Genomic DNA, 15,944 nt, shown 5'->3' with positions numbered 1-15,944 from the left:
TTAGCGACGAATCAGCGAAGCATCAGCGAGGTATCGACCGGGCATTTGTATCGAAGTTTGTCTGACGTTGTCGCGGGTACTTACGATTGCAATAAGCGCCTCGTCAGACAAATGGCAGATACGTCCGGGGAGTCTAATGGTTTCAACGGCGGCGCAACAGGCGCACGGCAGCCAGGCAGATGCCAGCACCGAACCTGAAGCGCTCGAACGTTACTTACCCTTAAATTCTCTGGAGTCTCACCATGAAAGCCCTTCTGATCGCTGTTTCGCTCGCTACCCTCGGCACCGCTGGCGCTGCTTACGCCGCTGGCACCGATCAAGTCCTGACGAGCACCGGTAACGCCGTCTCGGCCGCTCACTGGATGCCCGACAACGGCCCGTCGCTCACCACGGCACAAGTCAAGAAAGAACTGCAAAGCGCAGCCACGTCGGGTGAGATCGACTACCTGAACATGACGCTGTACAAAGGCGCATGACGGCTAATTGCCGGGCCAGCAAGACTGGACATCCCCGAAAACGCCCGGCATCGCCGGGCGGCGCCGAGCGGCTTCATGCTGACTGCCGGCAGACTGCGGGCTGAGTTCTGCACCGAAGCAGGATTCAGCCCGTTTTCTTTAGTTCTGTTGTTCTGTTAGCCCCCCGCATTCGTGGAAACAGACGCCGTGGACACCGTCGTTGACCGGCGAGAGCCATGGCTTTCGTCATCAATGCGACGACACGTAAATCGCATCGGCAAACGCGGCAGGAATGGCGAAGCTCTCGCGCATGCGTCGGGTTTCGGCGGCGGGCGTCGCGCCGAAGAGGCGCTTGAACTCCCGGCTGAATTGCGACGCGCTGGTGTAGCCCACGGCGTGGCTGGCGGCTTCCGCCGTCAGGTCCTGACGCACCATCAGCAAGCGCGCCTGATGCAGTCGCGTCGACTTCACGTACTGCATGGGCGAGACGTGCGTGATGGCCTTGAAATGACTGTGAAAGCTCGGAACGCTCATGCCAGCTTCTTCGGCAAGTTGCGTGACGTCGAGCGGGTCGGCATATCGGGCATGGATCAGACGCAGCGACCGGCCGATGCGGCCGAATTGCCCGCGCATCGCCAGCGCTTCACGCATGGCGCCGCCTTGCGCGCCGGTCAGTACCCGGAAGTAGATTTCGCGCAGCAGACCTTGTCCGAGCACGGCGGCTTCGAGCGGCGAGCTCATGGCCTCGAGAAAGCGCAGCACGGAACCCCGCATCGGGGCATCCATCGGTGTGGACATCATGCTCTGCGGCGGCGCTTCGTGCCGAGCCGTGCCTTCGCGGTCGATCTGCGCGGCCAATTCGGCGGCCATCGTGAAGTCGAGATGCAGATAGAGCGCCAGCAGTGGCCGGTCGCGTGTCGCGTCCGTCTCCATACTGAACGGGACGGGGACCGACACGGCCAGATAATGATCCTCGTCGTACTGATAAAGCCGGTCGCCGAAGTAGCCGCGCTTTCTGCCCTGACAGACGATCACGATGCCCGGGTCGTACAGCACCGGCGTGCGTGAGAGCTTCCGATCGGAACGAAGAATACGAACGCTCGGCAGTGCCGTGAGGTTGTATCCCTCGTCGGGGGCAAGTGCGCGGAGCAGGGCAAGGGTTCGGGCCCGGTCACCTTCGGAGTTAGCCGGGCTGATCTTCTGCTTCATCGTTTTAGGCAAGAGAGCTAGCGAATTGCGGCTTACTGATCGCTTTTCATCAGAAATGAAGCGCCCCGCACATCGCCTTTCTGGTGATGCGCGGGCCGTATTACCCGCTCAGAGCAGACCGGCGACTTGCGGAAGGAACTTGACGGGATTGAAGGTGATGACGCGGTAACTGGCGAGCCCGTGAATGTGGAACGGGTCTTGCGCGATGATCGCGTCGAGCTCCTCGCGCGACACCTTGCCGGAGACGATGATGATGCCGCCATCGCGCGGATCCTTCGGGCCGGACGCAATGAAGACTTCGCGTTCGTATTGCGTCGAAAGAAACGCGCGATGCGCTTCGAGCTGGACGTCAACGGCGCTTACAGGTTGCAGATATGTCAGTTCGACGATGTACATCAGGCTGCCTTTATCGGGAAAAACGCGGCAAATGCCGCTCGGGAGCCAGTGTAGCAATTCGCCGGGGCTGACGCTGGACAGCCGGTGTCCAGCGTTTCATCACGTGTGACAGCAATACCGATGCATGCCAAAAGCGCCGGTCAGCCTCAGCGCTCCAGCCCCGCCCGATGCTTCTGATACTGGATCGCGGAGACGATCGCCACGCGCCGGATCGGTTCCGGAGGCAGCCACGTGGGGCGCTCGAAGCCCAGCGCGTCGGCCAGCTCGGGCGAATGGTGGCCACAGGCCATCTCGCCGAGCAGCTTGCCGAACATGCTGCCCTTGAGCACGCCCGCGCCATTGCACCCGAGCGACGTGAACAGTCCTTTGCGCACCTCGCCGAAGTAAAGTGCCCCGTTACGGGTGAGCGCCGTCACACCGCCCCAGACATGCTCGAACTTGTGCGATGCCATCTGGGGATAGCGCCGCTGATAAGCGTCGGTGAGCATCGCGTCGACGTCGGCCATCGGGCGCTCCTTCTCGTAGGAATATGCACTGCGCACGATGAAGCGGCCGCCGAGCGTCTTGCGCAAGGTGGTGCCGAGCCGGTTCGCCGGAATCACGCCCCATTCGCGTGCCGGACCGAGCTTGGCCAGTTCGTCGGCAGACAGGGCGGGTGTCATCGCGGCGTACGTGTAGATGGTGAAGACGCGATCGCGCGCCAACCCCAGCTTGCGGGCGAACCCGTTGTTCGCCACGATGACCTGACCGGCACGCAACTGCGCAGATGCCGTCGTTACCGTGAATGGCCCGGTGCCTTCGAGGGCCACGACCGGCTCGTTTTCCCACAACCGGACATTCGCCGGCAGACTGTCCGCCAGTCCGCGCACGAGGGCAGCAGGTTGCACGAAGACATTGTTGTCGGAGTGATAGCCGTACCCGTAATACTCGGTGCCGATTTCACTGCGCAAGGCGTCGCGCGACAGTTCGCGGTAGGTCACCCCCCAGTCGCGATATTGCGCCAGTGTGTCGCGCAGCCGTTGTTCGCCATCGGGCGTTGCGGCCGCGTGGTATTTGCCGACGGGATTCCAGCCGCAATCGATGCCGTGTGTCGTCACCAGCTCGTGAAGCCACTTCAGCCCGATGTCGTACAGACGGATCTGCTTGCGCGCGACCTCGACCGGGCTACCGTGTCCGCCCATGCCGGTGTTGTGCGGCAGGTTGATGAGGAAGCCCGAGTTGCGCCCGGCGGAACCGTTACCGACGGTGGTGGCGTCGACGACCAGCACTGAAGCGTCCGGCCGAAGCTCCGCGACGCGACGCGCCGCCGCCAGCCCGGTGAAGCCCGCACCGATGACGATGACGTCGAAGCTGTGCCCGGCCGGCGCCTGCGTATGCGGCGCGCGTGCCGGCAGCAGGGCGTTCCAGCCGGCGCCCGCCTGATAAGCGGGGAACGTATCCCGCACGTGGTGAGAGGAAGTGACTTGATTGGACATGACAATAGAAATGCGGGGGCTTGCCGAAGGTGGCTTGGGGAGCGACGTCGTCAGTGGCGCCGGAGTCCGGCGTCTCGCGTTGTTATGCCGCCTGACTCTCGAGACTGCGCATCACTTCGGTTTGCACGGTGTTCCAGATTTGCGATTTGAGTTCGTTGTAGCGCGGCGAAAGCTGCACCTGTGCGTCGCGCGGCATCGGGAGATCATTGGGTAGATCGCAGGCCACGCGACCCGGCCGCGCGCTCATGATGACCATGCGCGTCGACAGCATCAGCGCCTCGTCGATCGAGTGCGTGATGAACACGATCGTCTTGCCGCTCTTCTGATAGATCTGGAGCAATTCTTCCTGCAACACCTGACGCGTCATGGCGTCGAGCGCAGCAAACGGCTCGTCGAGCAGAATGACGTCCGGATCGTTGGCGAGCACGCGCGCAATCGACACGCGCTGACGCATGCCGCCGGAGAGCGCCTTCGGATAGCGATCTTCGAAGCCCTTCAGGCCGACCATCTCGATATAGCGGCGTGCCGTGGCGTAGCGCGTGGCCTTGTCGATCCCTTTCATCTTCAGACCAAAGGCGACGTTATCGAGCACGCTCAGCCAGGGGAACAACGCGTACTGCTGGAACACCATGCCGCAATGCGGGTCGATGCCTTTGACCTCGCGGCCATTTACGCGGATCTGGCCAGTGGTCGGCGCGTCGAAACCGGTGATCAGGTTGAGCAGCGTCGACTTGCCGCATCCGGACGCGCCGAGCAGCACCACGAATTCGCCGCGTGCGATGTTCATGTCCACGCGCTCAAGGGCCTGGAAGTCGCCGTAACGCTTCGACACGCCGTCGATGGCGATCATCGTGTCCGACTCGCCTCTGGACGTGCCGCCCGATGCCGCCTGAGAGGTCTGTGCACCGGCCTGGGAATCGATACGATCGTTCATGCTTGCCACCTCAACACCTTGCGCTCGATGGCGCGAAATACGATATCCGTCACCAGCACCGTGACGCTGATCATCACCATGCCGAGCACGACGACTTCCGTCTGGAAGAACTCCTTGCCGTTCATGATGAGAAAGCCGAGTCCTTCGCGGGCGGCGACCAGTTCGGCCGAGATCACGCATGTCCACGACAGCCCCAGAATGATCTTCAGACCGGAGAGGATCTGCGGCAGGCTCGCGGGCAGAATCACCTCACGCATCACCTGCCAGTTGCTCGCGCCCAGATTCTTCGCGGCGCGGATCAGCAGCGGGTCGACGTTACGCGTGGCTTCGATCACATAGACCAGCGCAGGGGCGAACGTGCCCATGAACACGATGCTGTACTTCTGCGTCTCGGAGATGCCGAACCACAGCAGGGAGAGCGGAATCCAGCTCATCGACGGCAGCGGTCGCAGGAACGACAGGATCGGGTCGAACGCGGCGCGCGCGTAGCTCGACGTACCCAGCACGATGCCGAGCGGAATGGCAACGACAGTGGCTGCGATGAAGCCCGTCATCACCCGCCGGGTGGACGCCAGCACGTTCGAGAGCAGCGAGCCGTCGGCCATCATGGCGACGATGCGTTCCGCGACGGCCGACGGCGGCGGCAGGAACAGGGGATCGACGATCCCGGTGCGGCAGGCCGCTTCCCATGCCAGCAGGAACACGACTACGGACGCAAACCCCACACCCAGCAACGTGGCGCGGGACGGTTGACGATGATTCACAATCAGACTCCTCAGGCGTTTGCCGGTACGCCATGCCAGCGCACCGGCGCGCGAATGCTTACAGATACGACGTGTTGATCCACTGACGCACCGCAGGCGCCTTGTCGATCTGCTTGTAGGTCACGAGCATTTCGGCCAGTCGTTGCAGACCGTCGACGTAGCTGCCCGGCGACTTGAGCAGTTGCGTCTGTTGCGCGAGGCTGTACCATTCGGCGCCCTTGATCGTCTCGATCTGGTCGAGCGCCGACATGCCGGTCAGGCCGATCAGCGAGCGGGCGGCGTCGTCGGGCTTGTCGCGCAGTGTCTGGCAGGCATCGAAATACACCTTCAGGTACTTGCGCACGGCGTCGCCATTCTTCTCGGCCCACGCGTTGCGCACGATCAGCACGTCCGGACCCGGGGTCACGTTGTACTTCTTGTAGAGCGAGAACTGCGTGTCGTCGGCCAGCAGCTTCATGCCCGTCATGGCGCGAATGCGGTTGAACTGCGGCGTCCAGGCTGCGGCGGCGTCGATCTGACCCGACTGGATCGCGCCCGGAATTTCGGGGGCGGGGACGTTGAGCACCGTCACATCGTTGGAGAGTCCGGCGCTACCCAGCAGATCCAGCACCAGCAAATGCGCGCTCGACGCGAACGTCACACCGAGCTTCTTGCCCTTGAGGTCTTGCAGCGAGTTCACGCCGTCACGCACGAACAGGCCTTCCACCTTCCCGAAACTCTCGGGCACCGCCACGATGGAGAAGTGCTTCGAGCCGCGAGCCATCAGCGCGAGGGCCGACACGATGCCGGTGCAGGCGATGTCGATGCCGCCTGAGAGCACAGCGCTCATGCGGGCCGACGACGTGCCGAACGCCTGCCATTGCTGGTCGATGCCGGCGGCGGCAAGGGCGCCCGACTTCATGGCGAGATAGGCCGGATAGTGACCGAGCCATGCCGAGCCGCCGTACTGGACGGTGGTGGCTTCTGCCGCGCGGGCCATGCCCGGCAGCGTCATGCCTCCTGCGGCGGCGGCTGCCGACAGGGCGGCGCTGGTATGGAGGAATTTGCGTCGTGAAAGGTTCATGCGTGTCTCCTTTTTAGGCTGTGTTATTCGCGTTGAATACTCGATTTGCACGATGGGCGCGCTTCAGGTGAAGGTCATCTGGCCCGGCGCCGCGGGCGGTGGATCAGCACAACGCCAGGCGCTCGCCCAGCCAGGGCATCACGCGGCGTAGGTCCGGGAAGGCCTCCTGCGCAAGTGCGAGGCGACCGGCCAGAAAGCATTGCGACGCCATCTCGGAGACCTCGCCTTCACGCGAGACCTGGTAGATCGTGCGCGAGAGCGCGGGGCCGGGCAGGGGCAGCGCGGCGACCTGGGGCAGCGATGCGCGGCCCTGCAAGAGGCAGAGCGGCGTAGCGATCGTGAATCCGACCTCGGCGGCGACCATCGACATCACAACGTCCGACGTGTCGATTTCGAGGTGCATGCGTGGCGAGTGACCGGTGCGGCGCAAATGGCGCTCGATCACGGCGCCGAAGTGAGAGCGTCCCGAGAAGCGAATCAGTGGCATCGAGCGGATCAGTTCGCTCAGGTCGGCCTGCGCGAGATCGGCCTCGCGAGACTTCGGCACCACGACGATGAACGGCTCCGTGAAAATCGGACGGCGCACCAGACGCTCCATGTCGTGCATGGGGTCGCTCGTGACGATCAGGTCCAGCTGACGGGCGAGCAGGGCCTGCGCATGGCCGTTGGCGAGGCCTGACCAGAGCAGCAGTTCGCTGGTGCTCCCGGACATCTGCCGCACGATGGACGGCCCGACCGTTGCTGCGAACGAATCGATCATGCCGACCCTCACGGCGGCGCGGCTGGCGACGTCGGCATCTTGCACCTGAGCGATGAGCCGGTCCATGTCGTCCACGATCTGGCGGGCGTGACGCGAGAGCGCGAGTCCGGCCGGGGTGAGCTTGAGCGGGCGGCGCGAGCGGTCGAGCACACGTGTGCCGACCGTTTGTTCGATCTGGGCGATGGCTTGCGAGATGGCGGATTGCGTGACGCCGAGCGTCTCGGCGGCGCCCGAGAGGCTGCCAGCCGAGGCTACGGCTTCGAAGATCCGCAACGATCTGACGTCGAGGTCTGCGCGCTTTTTCATCGCCATGTCTCCAGTCCGGCGCACGCGTATCAGGGGGGTGAGAACGGCTTTCCTGAAGCGCGGCGGTGAATCGGTATAAGAATTTCTGGCGATTGTAGGGATGGAAGGCGCTAAAACAAAACGAAGTTAAGTAAAACTAATACTTTGTATTAGGCCATGGGAATTTCGGAGAAAAAACGCGCACGAGCGAACGAAGTTCGTCTCGACAGATGAAATCGACGCGAAGGTAAAGATAGTGGGAAAGAGAAACTGAGGGGATAGAGAGGGACGGACCGAGGCCCCGTTCCGAATCGAGTTGGGTCTATGTCTGAGAGGCGGAATGGGGCCTCGGTCCGTCTGACTGCTGGCGTGGGAGGCGGGTCAGGCAGCACAAGGCCGGGAAAAGCCCCGGAAGGTATGACCTCCCTCTCGGGCCCGATGATGTCGCCGGTGTTACAGCAACCGATAAGCGAGACGCGCTGCCACACGCGCCCCGGTCCCTTGAGCGTCGAAACGCGGGTTGTACTCGGCGAGATCGGCAACGCGAAGCTTGCCCGAGCGGTGCACGTGCGTGACGATGGCTTCGACGACCGGCATCGGCACGCCATAAGCGGCCGGTGCCGAGACACCCGGCATGACGGGCGCGGGCAGCACGTCGAGATCGATCGTCAGGTAGACGTGCGAGACGTCAGCCATCAGCGCATCGATCTGCGCCAGACGCGCTTCGAGATGCCGGTCCTGCATCTCCGTGTCTTCGACGTACGTGACGTTCAACGCATCCGCACGCTCGAACAACGATGCCGTATTGCTCAGACGGCTCACGCCGAGGCAGGCGTAATCGAACGGCAACCCCGCCGCTTCGCACGCGTGGGCGATCTGGTCGAATGGGGTGCCCGACGTGCCCGGGCGCGCCGTGCGCAGATCGAAGTGTGCATCGAGATTCAGGATCAATACGCGGGAGCGGTCGTCCTGTGCGTCGAGATGCGCCCGCAGACCTTGCCACGTTCCCCACGCGATCTCATGCCCGCCGCCGAGCACGACCGGCTTCGCGCCAGCGTCGAGCTGACGGCGTACGGCATCGGCGAGCGCTTGTTGCGCGGCTTCGAGCGCATCGCCTTCGCACGTGACGTCGCCCGCGTCGTACAAACACGCGATGTCGTGGGCCGGAAGATTCGCCAGCGCGCGACGAATGGCTTGCGGGCCATCCGACGCGCCGACGCGCCCCTGATTACGCTTCACGCCTGCATCGCAGGCAAAGCCCAGCAGCACGGGCGCGCCGCTCTCGGGGCGTTCGACGTGCGCATCGACCTCACGCACCACGTTGAACAGACGGCGGGTGTCGCCTCGCTCACCGGCGTCCGTGCGTCCCTGCCATACCGGCCCGTCCGACGTAGTGGCGGACACCGGCTTCAATGAAGTCACCATGAAAATATCTCCTGTTGGCCGGATCAGACGGATGCAAGATCACGCAACTCGCCGTGGCGTACCGTGCGCGAAGGCAACTCACCGCCCAGCCAGTAAGCCAGCTCTGCCGGTCGCTCGATCTCCCAGGCAACGAAATCCGCCGTCTTCCCGGCTTCGATCGTGCCGTGGGTGTCGAGCATGCCGAGCGCCTTGGCGGCGTTGCGCGTCACCCCCGCCAACGCCTCCTCGGGCGTCAGCCCGAACAGCGTGCAGGCCATGTTGAGCATCAGACGCAGCGATAACGCGGGCGATGTCCCCGGGTTCAGATCCGACGCCACCGCGATATCCACGCCGTGACGACGCAGCAGATCCACCGGCGGACGCCGCGTCTCCTGCAACATGTGGAACGCCCCGGGCAGCAGCACCGCGACCGTGCCGGCACGGCCCATCGCGGCGGCATCCTCGGCCGTCATGTACTCGAGGTGATCTGCCGATAACGCCCCCAACTCTGCTGCCATGCTCGACCCGCCCAGCGGCGAGAGTTGTTCGGCGTGCAGCTTCACGGGCAACTTCAGCTTCTGTGCGCGCAGCAGCACGCGCATGACCTGTGCGGGCGAGAACGCGATGGTCTCGCAGAAGGCATCCACGGCGTCGACCAGACGTTCCTCGGCCAGTGTCGGCAGAATCTCCGAGCAGACGTAGTTCACATACTCGTCGGCCTTGCCCGCGAATTCGGACGGCACGGTGTGCGCCGCCAGACACGTCGTCTTTACGGTCACCGGCAGGGCTTCCCCGAGCCGGCGCGCCACGCGCAGCATCTTGCGCTCGCTGTTCAGATCGAGCCCGTAGCCGGACTTGATCTCGACGGTGGTCACCCCGTCGCGCATCAAGGCGAGCAGACGCTTGCGGGCCGAGGCGAAGAGGGCGTCTTCGGTCGCATCGCGGGTGTGCCGCACCGTGTGCTTGATGCCGCCCCCCGCTGCCGAGATCTCGGCGTAACTCACGCCTTGCAGGCGTTGCTCGAACTCCAGACTGCGGTTGCCGCCGAACACCAGGTGCGTATGGCAATCGATCAGACCGGGTGTGACCCAGGCCCCGTTCAGATCGATGCATTCATCCGCGCCGGAAGCCGGGCGCTCGCCGCGCGGGCCGACCCATTCGATCTGCTTGCCGTGCGTGACGATCACGGCGTCTTCGATGGTGTTGTAGCGGCCGTCGCGCAGGGTCGCAACGTGGCAGTGCTTCCAGTAGGTACGTTTCATGTGGGTCTTATTCCAGACGCATTTGGTTGCGCAGTTGCGCTTCCTTGGGTTTGACGCCGAATTGATACGCCGCCGACATCAGTGCGATCCAGCCGGCGCCGACATAGAGCGCGACGCGCGTGTCTTCCGTATAGCCGAGCACCCCGATCACGAACACCATAAAGGCGATGGCCAGTGCCGGTGCGACAGGCCACAGCGGCACCTTGAACTTCAGCGCAGCGACTTCCGCGGCCGACAGACGGCGACGCATCGCGACCTGCGAGAGCAGAATCATCAGCCACACCCAGACCGTGGCGAACGTCGCAATCGACGCGATGATGAGGAACACGCCTTCCGGGATCAGGTAATTGAGCACCACGCCGCCGAGCAGCGCGGCCGTCATCACCAGCACCGTGACCCACGGCACCCCGTGACGCGACGTCGCCGAGAAGATCGCCGGCGCCTGACCATGTTCGGCCATGCCGAACATCATGCGGCCCGCGCCGAAGATGTTGCTGTTGATGGCCGAGATGGCCGCGGAAATCACGATCACGTTGAGAATCGCCGCCGCCGACTTGATACCGAGTCCCGAGAAGATCTGCACGAACGGGCTGCCCTGACTGCCGATACCGGTCCACGGGAAGATCGCCATGAGCACGCACATCGTCAGCACGTAGAACAGCAGAATGCGGGCCGGCACAGCGTTGATCGCGCGCGGAATCACGGTCTCGGGATTCTTCGCTTCGCCGCCCGTGATGCCGATGATCTCGATGCCGCCATACGCGAACATCACAACCGCGAGCGACGCCACCAGTCCGCCCCAGCCATTCGGCAGGAAGCCGCCGTGCGCCCACAGATTGCTCACTGCCGGGGCATGTTCGCTGTGCATCTGCACGCCGGTCAGAAGAATTACGCCGCCACCGACGATCATGGCGACGATGGCGAGAATCTTGACCAGCGCCAGCCAGAACTCCATCTCGCCGTAGACCTTCACGTTGCACAGATTCAGGCCGCAGATCAGCATCACGATGCCGAGCACCCAGATCCATTGGGGAACGTCCGGGAACCAGAACCCCATGTAGATGCCGAACGCCGTCACGTCCGCCAGACAGACGATGACCATCTCGAGAATGTAAGTCCAGCCCGTGAGGAATCCCGCCAGCGGCCCGAGGTTGTCACGGGCGTAGCGCCCGAACGATCCGGTTACCGGCTGACGCACGGCCATCTCTCCAAGGGCGCGCATCACCATATAGACGGCTGCGCCGCCGAGGATGTACGCCAGAATGACGGCCGGACCGGCGAGCTGGATGGCCGAAGCCGACCCATAGAACAGACCGGTGCCGATGGCAGAGCCCAGCGCCAGAAAGCGGATGTGCCGCGCGCTCAGATTGCGTTGCAGGTTTTTCAAGCTGTCTCCTGAAGACCTAGTAGGCCGGCCCGCAGACACGGGCGGCAAGGGAAATCGGGTGGTACGTCGACCGGCCCCGTCAGCGAACTGAAAGGGCCGGCATACGAGGGGGCAACCCGGTACGCCACAACGCCGGAGCGCGAATCACTGTTCGTTTCGCCCCGGCAGGGCGGGAATCAAACGACTGGCTCGGCGACTCAGAGGCTCGGCAACGTACCGGCGGGCACGAGTGCGCTCAGTTGTCGTTGTGCAATGAGTTCGCTCGCCCCCTCGATGTCCGGGGCGAAATAGCGATCCTTATCGTAGAACGGAACCGATTGGCGCAGCAGGGCGCGTGCGCGTTCGAGGGCCGGGGTGGACTTCACACCTTCGCGGAAATCCAGGCCCTGAGCGGCGCTCAGCCATTCGATCGCGATGATGCCCTTGACGTTATCGGCCATCTCCCAAAGCCGCTTACCGGCGTTCGGGGCCATCGAGACGTGGTCTTCCTGGTTGGCCGAGGTCGGGAGACTATCAACGCTGGCCGGATGTGCCAAGGCTTTATTGTCGGACGCGAGGGCGGCGGCCGTCACTTGCGCAATCATGAAACCGGAGTTCACGCCGCCGTTGGCCACCAGAAACGCGGGCAATTGCGACATGTGCTTGTCCATCATCAGGGAGATGCGACGCTCGCTCAGCGCGCCGATTTCCGCCAGCGCCAGCGCGAGATTGTCGGCCGCCATCGCGACCGGTTCAGCGTGGAAGTTGCCGCCGGAGATCACGTCGCCCTGTTCCCAGAAGACGAGCGGATTGTCCGACACGGCATTGGCTTCGACGGCGAGCACCTCGGCCGCCTGACGGATCTGCGTGAGGCAGGCGCCCATGACCTGCGGCTGGCAACGCAGCGAATACGGGTCCTGCACCTTCTCGCAGTTCGCATGCGACTGGCCCACTTCGCTCGTCTCGCCCAGCAGATGACGGAAGACGGCTGCGGCGTCGATCTGACCGCGCTGACCGCGTGCCGCGTGGATGCGCGCGTCGAAAGGCGCGCGCGAACCGAGCATCGCCTCGACCGTCATCGCGCCGCACACGCTGGCGGCGGCATACATGTCTTCCGCTTCGAACAGACCGCGCAGTGCGTAAGCCGTCGAGACTTGCGTGCCGTTCAGCAGTGCCAGCCCTTCCTTGGCGGCAAGGGTCAGCGGTTCGAGACCGGCGACCGCCAGCGCTTCGCGGGCGTTCATCCATTGACCGCGATAGCGCGCCTGACCTTCGCCCAGCAACAGCAGCGACATGTGGGCGAGCGGGGCGAGGTCCCCCGATGCGCCGACCGAGCCCTTCAGGGGGATGCGCGGGTAGACCTCGGCGTTGACCAGCGTGACGAGGGCGTCGATGACCTTGCGGCGAATGCCCGAGAACCCGCGCGCCAGGCTGTTGATCTTGAGCACCATGATCAGACGCACGAGGGCGTCGTCGAGCGGCGCACCCACCCCGGCGGCGTGCGACAGTACCAGCGAGCGTTGCAGGTTTTCGAGGTCTTCGTGAGCGATGCGCGTCGAGGCGAGCAGACCGAAGCCGGTGTTGATGCCATAGGCGGTGCGGCCTTCGGCCACGATCCCTTCGACGCAGGCCACGCTCTTGTCGATGGCCGCATAAGCCTTCTCGTCGAGCGTGAGAGTGGTCGGGTGCTGATAGACGTCGCGAAGTTGGGCCAGGGTGAGGGCGCCGGGCGTCACGAACAGTTGTGCCATGGACGGAATTCCTTGATTCGACATAGTCGGGGGTGTCTTGTCTTTGTTTTGCTTCTGAATTGGGTGGCGATGCCCGACGGGATTACTTCGCCGTGTTCAGCATCGGCAGGTTCAGGCCGTGCTCACGGGCGCAGTCGACAGCGATGTCGTAGCCGGCGTCGGCGTGACGCATCACACCCGTGGCCGGATCGTTGTTCAGCACGCGGGCGATACGCGCCGCAGCGGCATCGGTGCCGTCGCACACGATCACCACGCCGGAGTGTTGCGAGAAGCCCATGCCGACGCCGCCGCCGTGATGCAGCGACACCCACGTCGCGCCGCTGGCGGTATTGAGCAGCGCATTGAGCAGCGGCCAGTCGGAGACGGCGTCCGAGCCGTCGCGCATGGCTTCCGTTTCGCGATTGGGGCTGGCGACCGAGCCGGAGTCCAGATGGTCGCGGCCGATCACGACCGGCGCCGAGAGTTCTCCCGAGCGTACCATTTCGTTGAACGCCAGTCCGAGCTTTGCCCGCAGGCCGAGGCCGACCCAGCAGATGCGCGCCGGCAGCCCCTGGAAGCTGATGCGCTCACGTGCCATGTCGAGCCAGCGATGCAGATGCGCGTCGTCCGGGATCAGTTCCTTGACCTTGGCGTCGGTCTTGTAAATGTCTTGCGGATCGCCCGAGAGCGCGGCCCAGCGGAACGGACCCACGCCACGGCAGAACAGCGGGCGAATATACGCGGGCACGAAGCCGGGGAAGTCGAACGCGTTCTGCACGCCTTCTTCCTTGGCCATCTGGCGGATGTTGTTGCCGTAGTCGAACGTCGGCACGCCCATCGCCTTGAAGTCCAGCATGGCTTTTACGTGCACGGCCATCGATTGCTTGGCGGCCTTCACGACTTCGGCGGGCTTCGAGCGGGCGCGCTCGCGGTATTCGTCCCACGTCCAGCCGATCGGCAGATAGCCGTTGAGCGGATCGTGCGCGCTGGTCTGGTCGGTGACCATGTCCGGACGCACGCCGCGACGCACCAGCTCCGGCAGAATCTCGGCGGCGTTGCCGCACAGCGCGATGGAGACGGCCTGACCGTCGGCGGTGTATTTGGCGATGCGGGCCAGCGCGTCGTCGAGATCCTTGGCCTGCTCGTCGACGTAGCGCGTGCGCAGACGGAAGTCGATGCTCGTCTGCTGGCATTCGATGTTCAGCGAGCAAGCGCCGGCCAGCGTGGCGGCCAGCGGCTGCGCGCCGCCCATGCCGCCCAGTCCGGCGGTGAGCACCCAGCGTCCCTTCAGGTTGCCGCCGTAGTGTTGACGGCCGGCTTCCACGAACGTCTCGTAGGTGCCTTGCACGATGCCCTGACTGCCGATGTAGATCCACGAACCGGCGGTCATCTGGCCGTACATGGCCAGACCCTTGGCGTCGAGTTCGTTGAAGTGTTCCCACGTGGCCCAGTGCGGCACGAGGTTCGAATTGGCGATGAGCACGCGCGGGGCGTCGGCGTGGGTCTTGAACACGCCGACCGGCTTGCCCGACTGGACGAGCAGCGTTTCGTCGTCGTCCAGCGTCTTGAGGGTTTCGACGATCTTGTCGAAGCATTCCCAGTTGCGCGCGGCGCGTCCGATGCCGCCGTAGACCACGAGCGCGTTCGGATTCTCGGCGACGTCCGGGTCGAGGTTGTTCATCAGCATGCGCAGCGGCGCTTCGGTCAACCAGCTTTTGGCATTGAGCTGCGTGCCGCGCGGGGCGCGGATGGTGACGTCGCGATATCGGGTGAATTGGCTCACAGTGATTCCCTTGGTTCTGAGCGGATGATGGCTTGTACAGTATTGTATATACAACTAATCGTGAACTAGGGTTTTCACGAACCCGGCGGGTGACAGCGATGACGGGGAAGGTTTGTGGCGCTAACGGAAGAATGCGCGGCTGGCTCAGCAGTGCGAGCCGCGCGGACCGGCGATCACTCGGCGTCGCCGAAGCGGCCTTCGAGGCGGTGACGCGAACCGGGATGCAGCAGACGGGCGACCGAGACGACCCGTTTGCCCGACCATGTGCGCCGACGAATCAGCAGGCATGGCTCGGTGCGCTGAATTTGCAGCATCTGCGCTTCGTCCGGGGTGGCCGTCACGGCCTCCACGACGTGTTCGCCCGACGTGAGCGGCGAGGTGCGCTGAAGATAGGCGTTGGGCGTGCGCTTGGTGAAGTCCTGTTCGAGGTAGTTCGGCGCGAGTGCCGGATTGACGAAGCGGTCTTCGATCTGCACCGGGATGTTGTCCTGATAATGGACGATCACCGAATGGAACAGCTTCTCGCGCTCCTGTAACCCCATCGAGAGCGCCCGCTCGGGGCCGGCCAGTTCTTCGCGCAGCAGCTTCACTTCGGCACGATGGCGATGCCCGTGCTCGGAGATCTCGTCGGCGATATTGTTCACGGCGAGCAGCGGCGAGTGCGACTTCGGCTCGGCCACGAACGTGCCGACGCCCTGCATACGCACGAGCCGGCCTTCGGCCGTGAGTTCGCGCAGCGCACGGTTGACCGTCATGCGACTCACGCCGGACTGCTCGACGAGCTCATTTTCCGACGGCACGCGGTGGTGCGGCGGCCAGGCGCCGGTGTCGATCTGACGGCAGATGAACTGCTTGAGCTGCAAGTAGCGGGGCGCGGGCCCCTGTTCGGCGAGCGTTTCGACAGTCGGCTGGGCGGTTTGACGTGGCACCTTGCTGGCCTCTCCGGTCACGAGTGTGCGGTGGAAAGCCTGAAGGATAAGCCAATCGTCTGCCGGAGACGAGAAAAAAAGCGGCACGCCGGCGCACAGCACGGCTTGAGGCAAGGCCGTGCGAGGGGT

The 15,944-nt window shown here is 64.2% G+C and carries 14 protein-coding genes; 1 reads left to right on the top strand and 13 read right to left on the bottom strand.

The window, feature by feature from the left end:
* The first annotated feature begins 242 nt into the window (after positions 1 to 242).
* Positions 243 to 476, top strand: coding sequence for a hypothetical protein (locus PCA20602_RS05135; protein ID WP_069342958.1), 234 nt, complete (start codon positions 243 to 245; stop codon positions 474 to 476).
* A 228-nt stretch (positions 477 to 704) separates the two neighbouring features.
* On the opposite strand, the gene PCA20602_RS05130 is transcribed toward PCA20602_RS05135, so the two are convergent.
* The 13 genes from PCA20602_RS05130 to hutC form a co-directional block, all read right to left on the bottom strand.
* Entirely contained in the window at positions 705 to 1,664 is a 960-nt protein-coding gene (locus PCA20602_RS05130) for an AraC family transcriptional regulator (RefSeq protein ID WP_150720269.1), read from the bottom strand.
* 108 nt (positions 1,665 to 1,772) lie between these two features.
* A complete protein-coding gene (locus PCA20602_RS05125) occupies positions 1,773 to 2,060 on the bottom strand; it encodes a YciI family protein (protein ID WP_150720268.1) in 288 nt (95 codons plus the stop codon).
* Between the two features lie 146 nt (positions 2,061 to 2,206).
* The gene (locus PCA20602_RS05120; RefSeq protein ID WP_150720267.1) at positions 2,207 to 3,535 is read right to left on the bottom strand and encodes an NAD(P)/FAD-dependent oxidoreductase; all 1,329 of its coding nucleotides are present in this window, start codon (positions 3,533 to 3,535) and stop codon (positions 2,207 to 2,209) included.
* An 82-nt stretch (positions 3,536 to 3,617) separates the two neighbouring features.
* Entirely contained in the window at positions 3,618 to 4,385 is a 768-nt protein-coding gene (locus tag PCA20602_RS05115) for an ABC transporter ATP-binding protein (protein ID WP_069342996.1), read from the bottom strand.
* An 80-nt stretch (positions 4,386 to 4,465) separates the two neighbouring features.
* Positions 4,466 to 5,233 carry an ABC transporter permease gene (locus PCA20602_RS05110; RefSeq protein ID WP_069342951.1) on the bottom strand — a complete coding sequence of 256 codons (768 nt, stop codon included), beginning with the start codon at positions 5,231 to 5,233 and terminating at the stop codon, positions 4,466 to 4,468.
* A 58-nt stretch (positions 5,234 to 5,291) separates the two neighbouring features.
* Positions 5,292 to 6,296 carry an ABC transporter substrate-binding protein gene (locus PCA20602_RS05105; RefSeq protein ID WP_150720266.1) on the bottom strand — a complete coding sequence of 335 codons (1,005 nt, stop codon included), beginning with the start codon at positions 6,294 to 6,296 and terminating at the stop codon, positions 5,292 to 5,294.
* 103 nt (positions 6,297 to 6,399) lie between these two features.
* Positions 6,400 to 7,362, bottom strand: a complete 963-nt coding sequence (locus PCA20602_RS05100; protein WP_150720265.1) for a LysR family transcriptional regulator — start codon at positions 7,360 to 7,362, stop codon at positions 6,400 to 6,402.
* A gap of 432 nt (positions 7,363 to 7,794) precedes the next feature.
* Positions 7,795 to 8,766: a formimidoylglutamase gene (gene hutG, locus PCA20602_RS05095; protein WP_150720264.1), complete on the bottom strand. Its 972-nt coding sequence runs from the start codon at positions 8,764 to 8,766 to the stop codon at positions 7,795 to 7,797.
* Between the two features lie 23 nt (positions 8,767 to 8,789).
* Positions 8,790 to 10,007 carry an imidazolonepropionase gene (gene hutI, locus PCA20602_RS05090; protein ID WP_069342947.1) on the bottom strand — a complete coding sequence of 406 codons (1,218 nt, stop codon included), beginning with the start codon at positions 10,005 to 10,007 and terminating at the stop codon, positions 8,790 to 8,792.
* A 7-nt stretch (positions 10,008 to 10,014) separates the two neighbouring features.
* Complete coding sequence (locus tag PCA20602_RS05085) at positions 10,015 to 11,394, bottom strand: amino acid permease (protein WP_150720263.1); 1,380 nt, start codon at positions 11,392 to 11,394, stop codon at positions 10,015 to 10,017.
* A 197-nt stretch (positions 11,395 to 11,591) separates the two neighbouring features.
* Positions 11,592 to 13,124 (bottom strand): histidine ammonia-lyase, encoded by a 1,533-nt coding sequence (hutH, locus tag PCA20602_RS05080; RefSeq protein WP_150720262.1) that lies wholly within the window; start codon positions 13,122 to 13,124, stop codon positions 11,592 to 11,594.
* A gap of 82 nt (positions 13,125 to 13,206) precedes the next feature.
* Positions 13,207 to 14,886, bottom strand: coding sequence for a urocanate hydratase (hutU, locus tag PCA20602_RS05075; protein WP_150720261.1), 1,680 nt, complete (start codon positions 14,884 to 14,886; stop codon positions 13,207 to 13,209).
* A gap of 173 nt (positions 14,887 to 15,059) precedes the next feature.
* Complete coding sequence (gene hutC / locus PCA20602_RS05070; protein WP_069342995.1) at positions 15,060 to 15,815, bottom strand: histidine utilization transcriptional repressor HutC; 756 nt, start codon at positions 15,813 to 15,815, stop codon at positions 15,060 to 15,062.
* Positions 15,816 to 15,944: the final 129 nt, after the last annotated feature.

The organism is Pandoraea capi, from assembly GCF_902459735.1.
In the GTDB taxonomy this organism is placed as follows: domain Bacteria; phylum Pseudomonadota; class Gammaproteobacteria; order Burkholderiales; family Burkholderiaceae; genus Pandoraea; species Pandoraea capi.
This window is presented reverse-complemented; position numbering and strand designations above follow the sequence as displayed.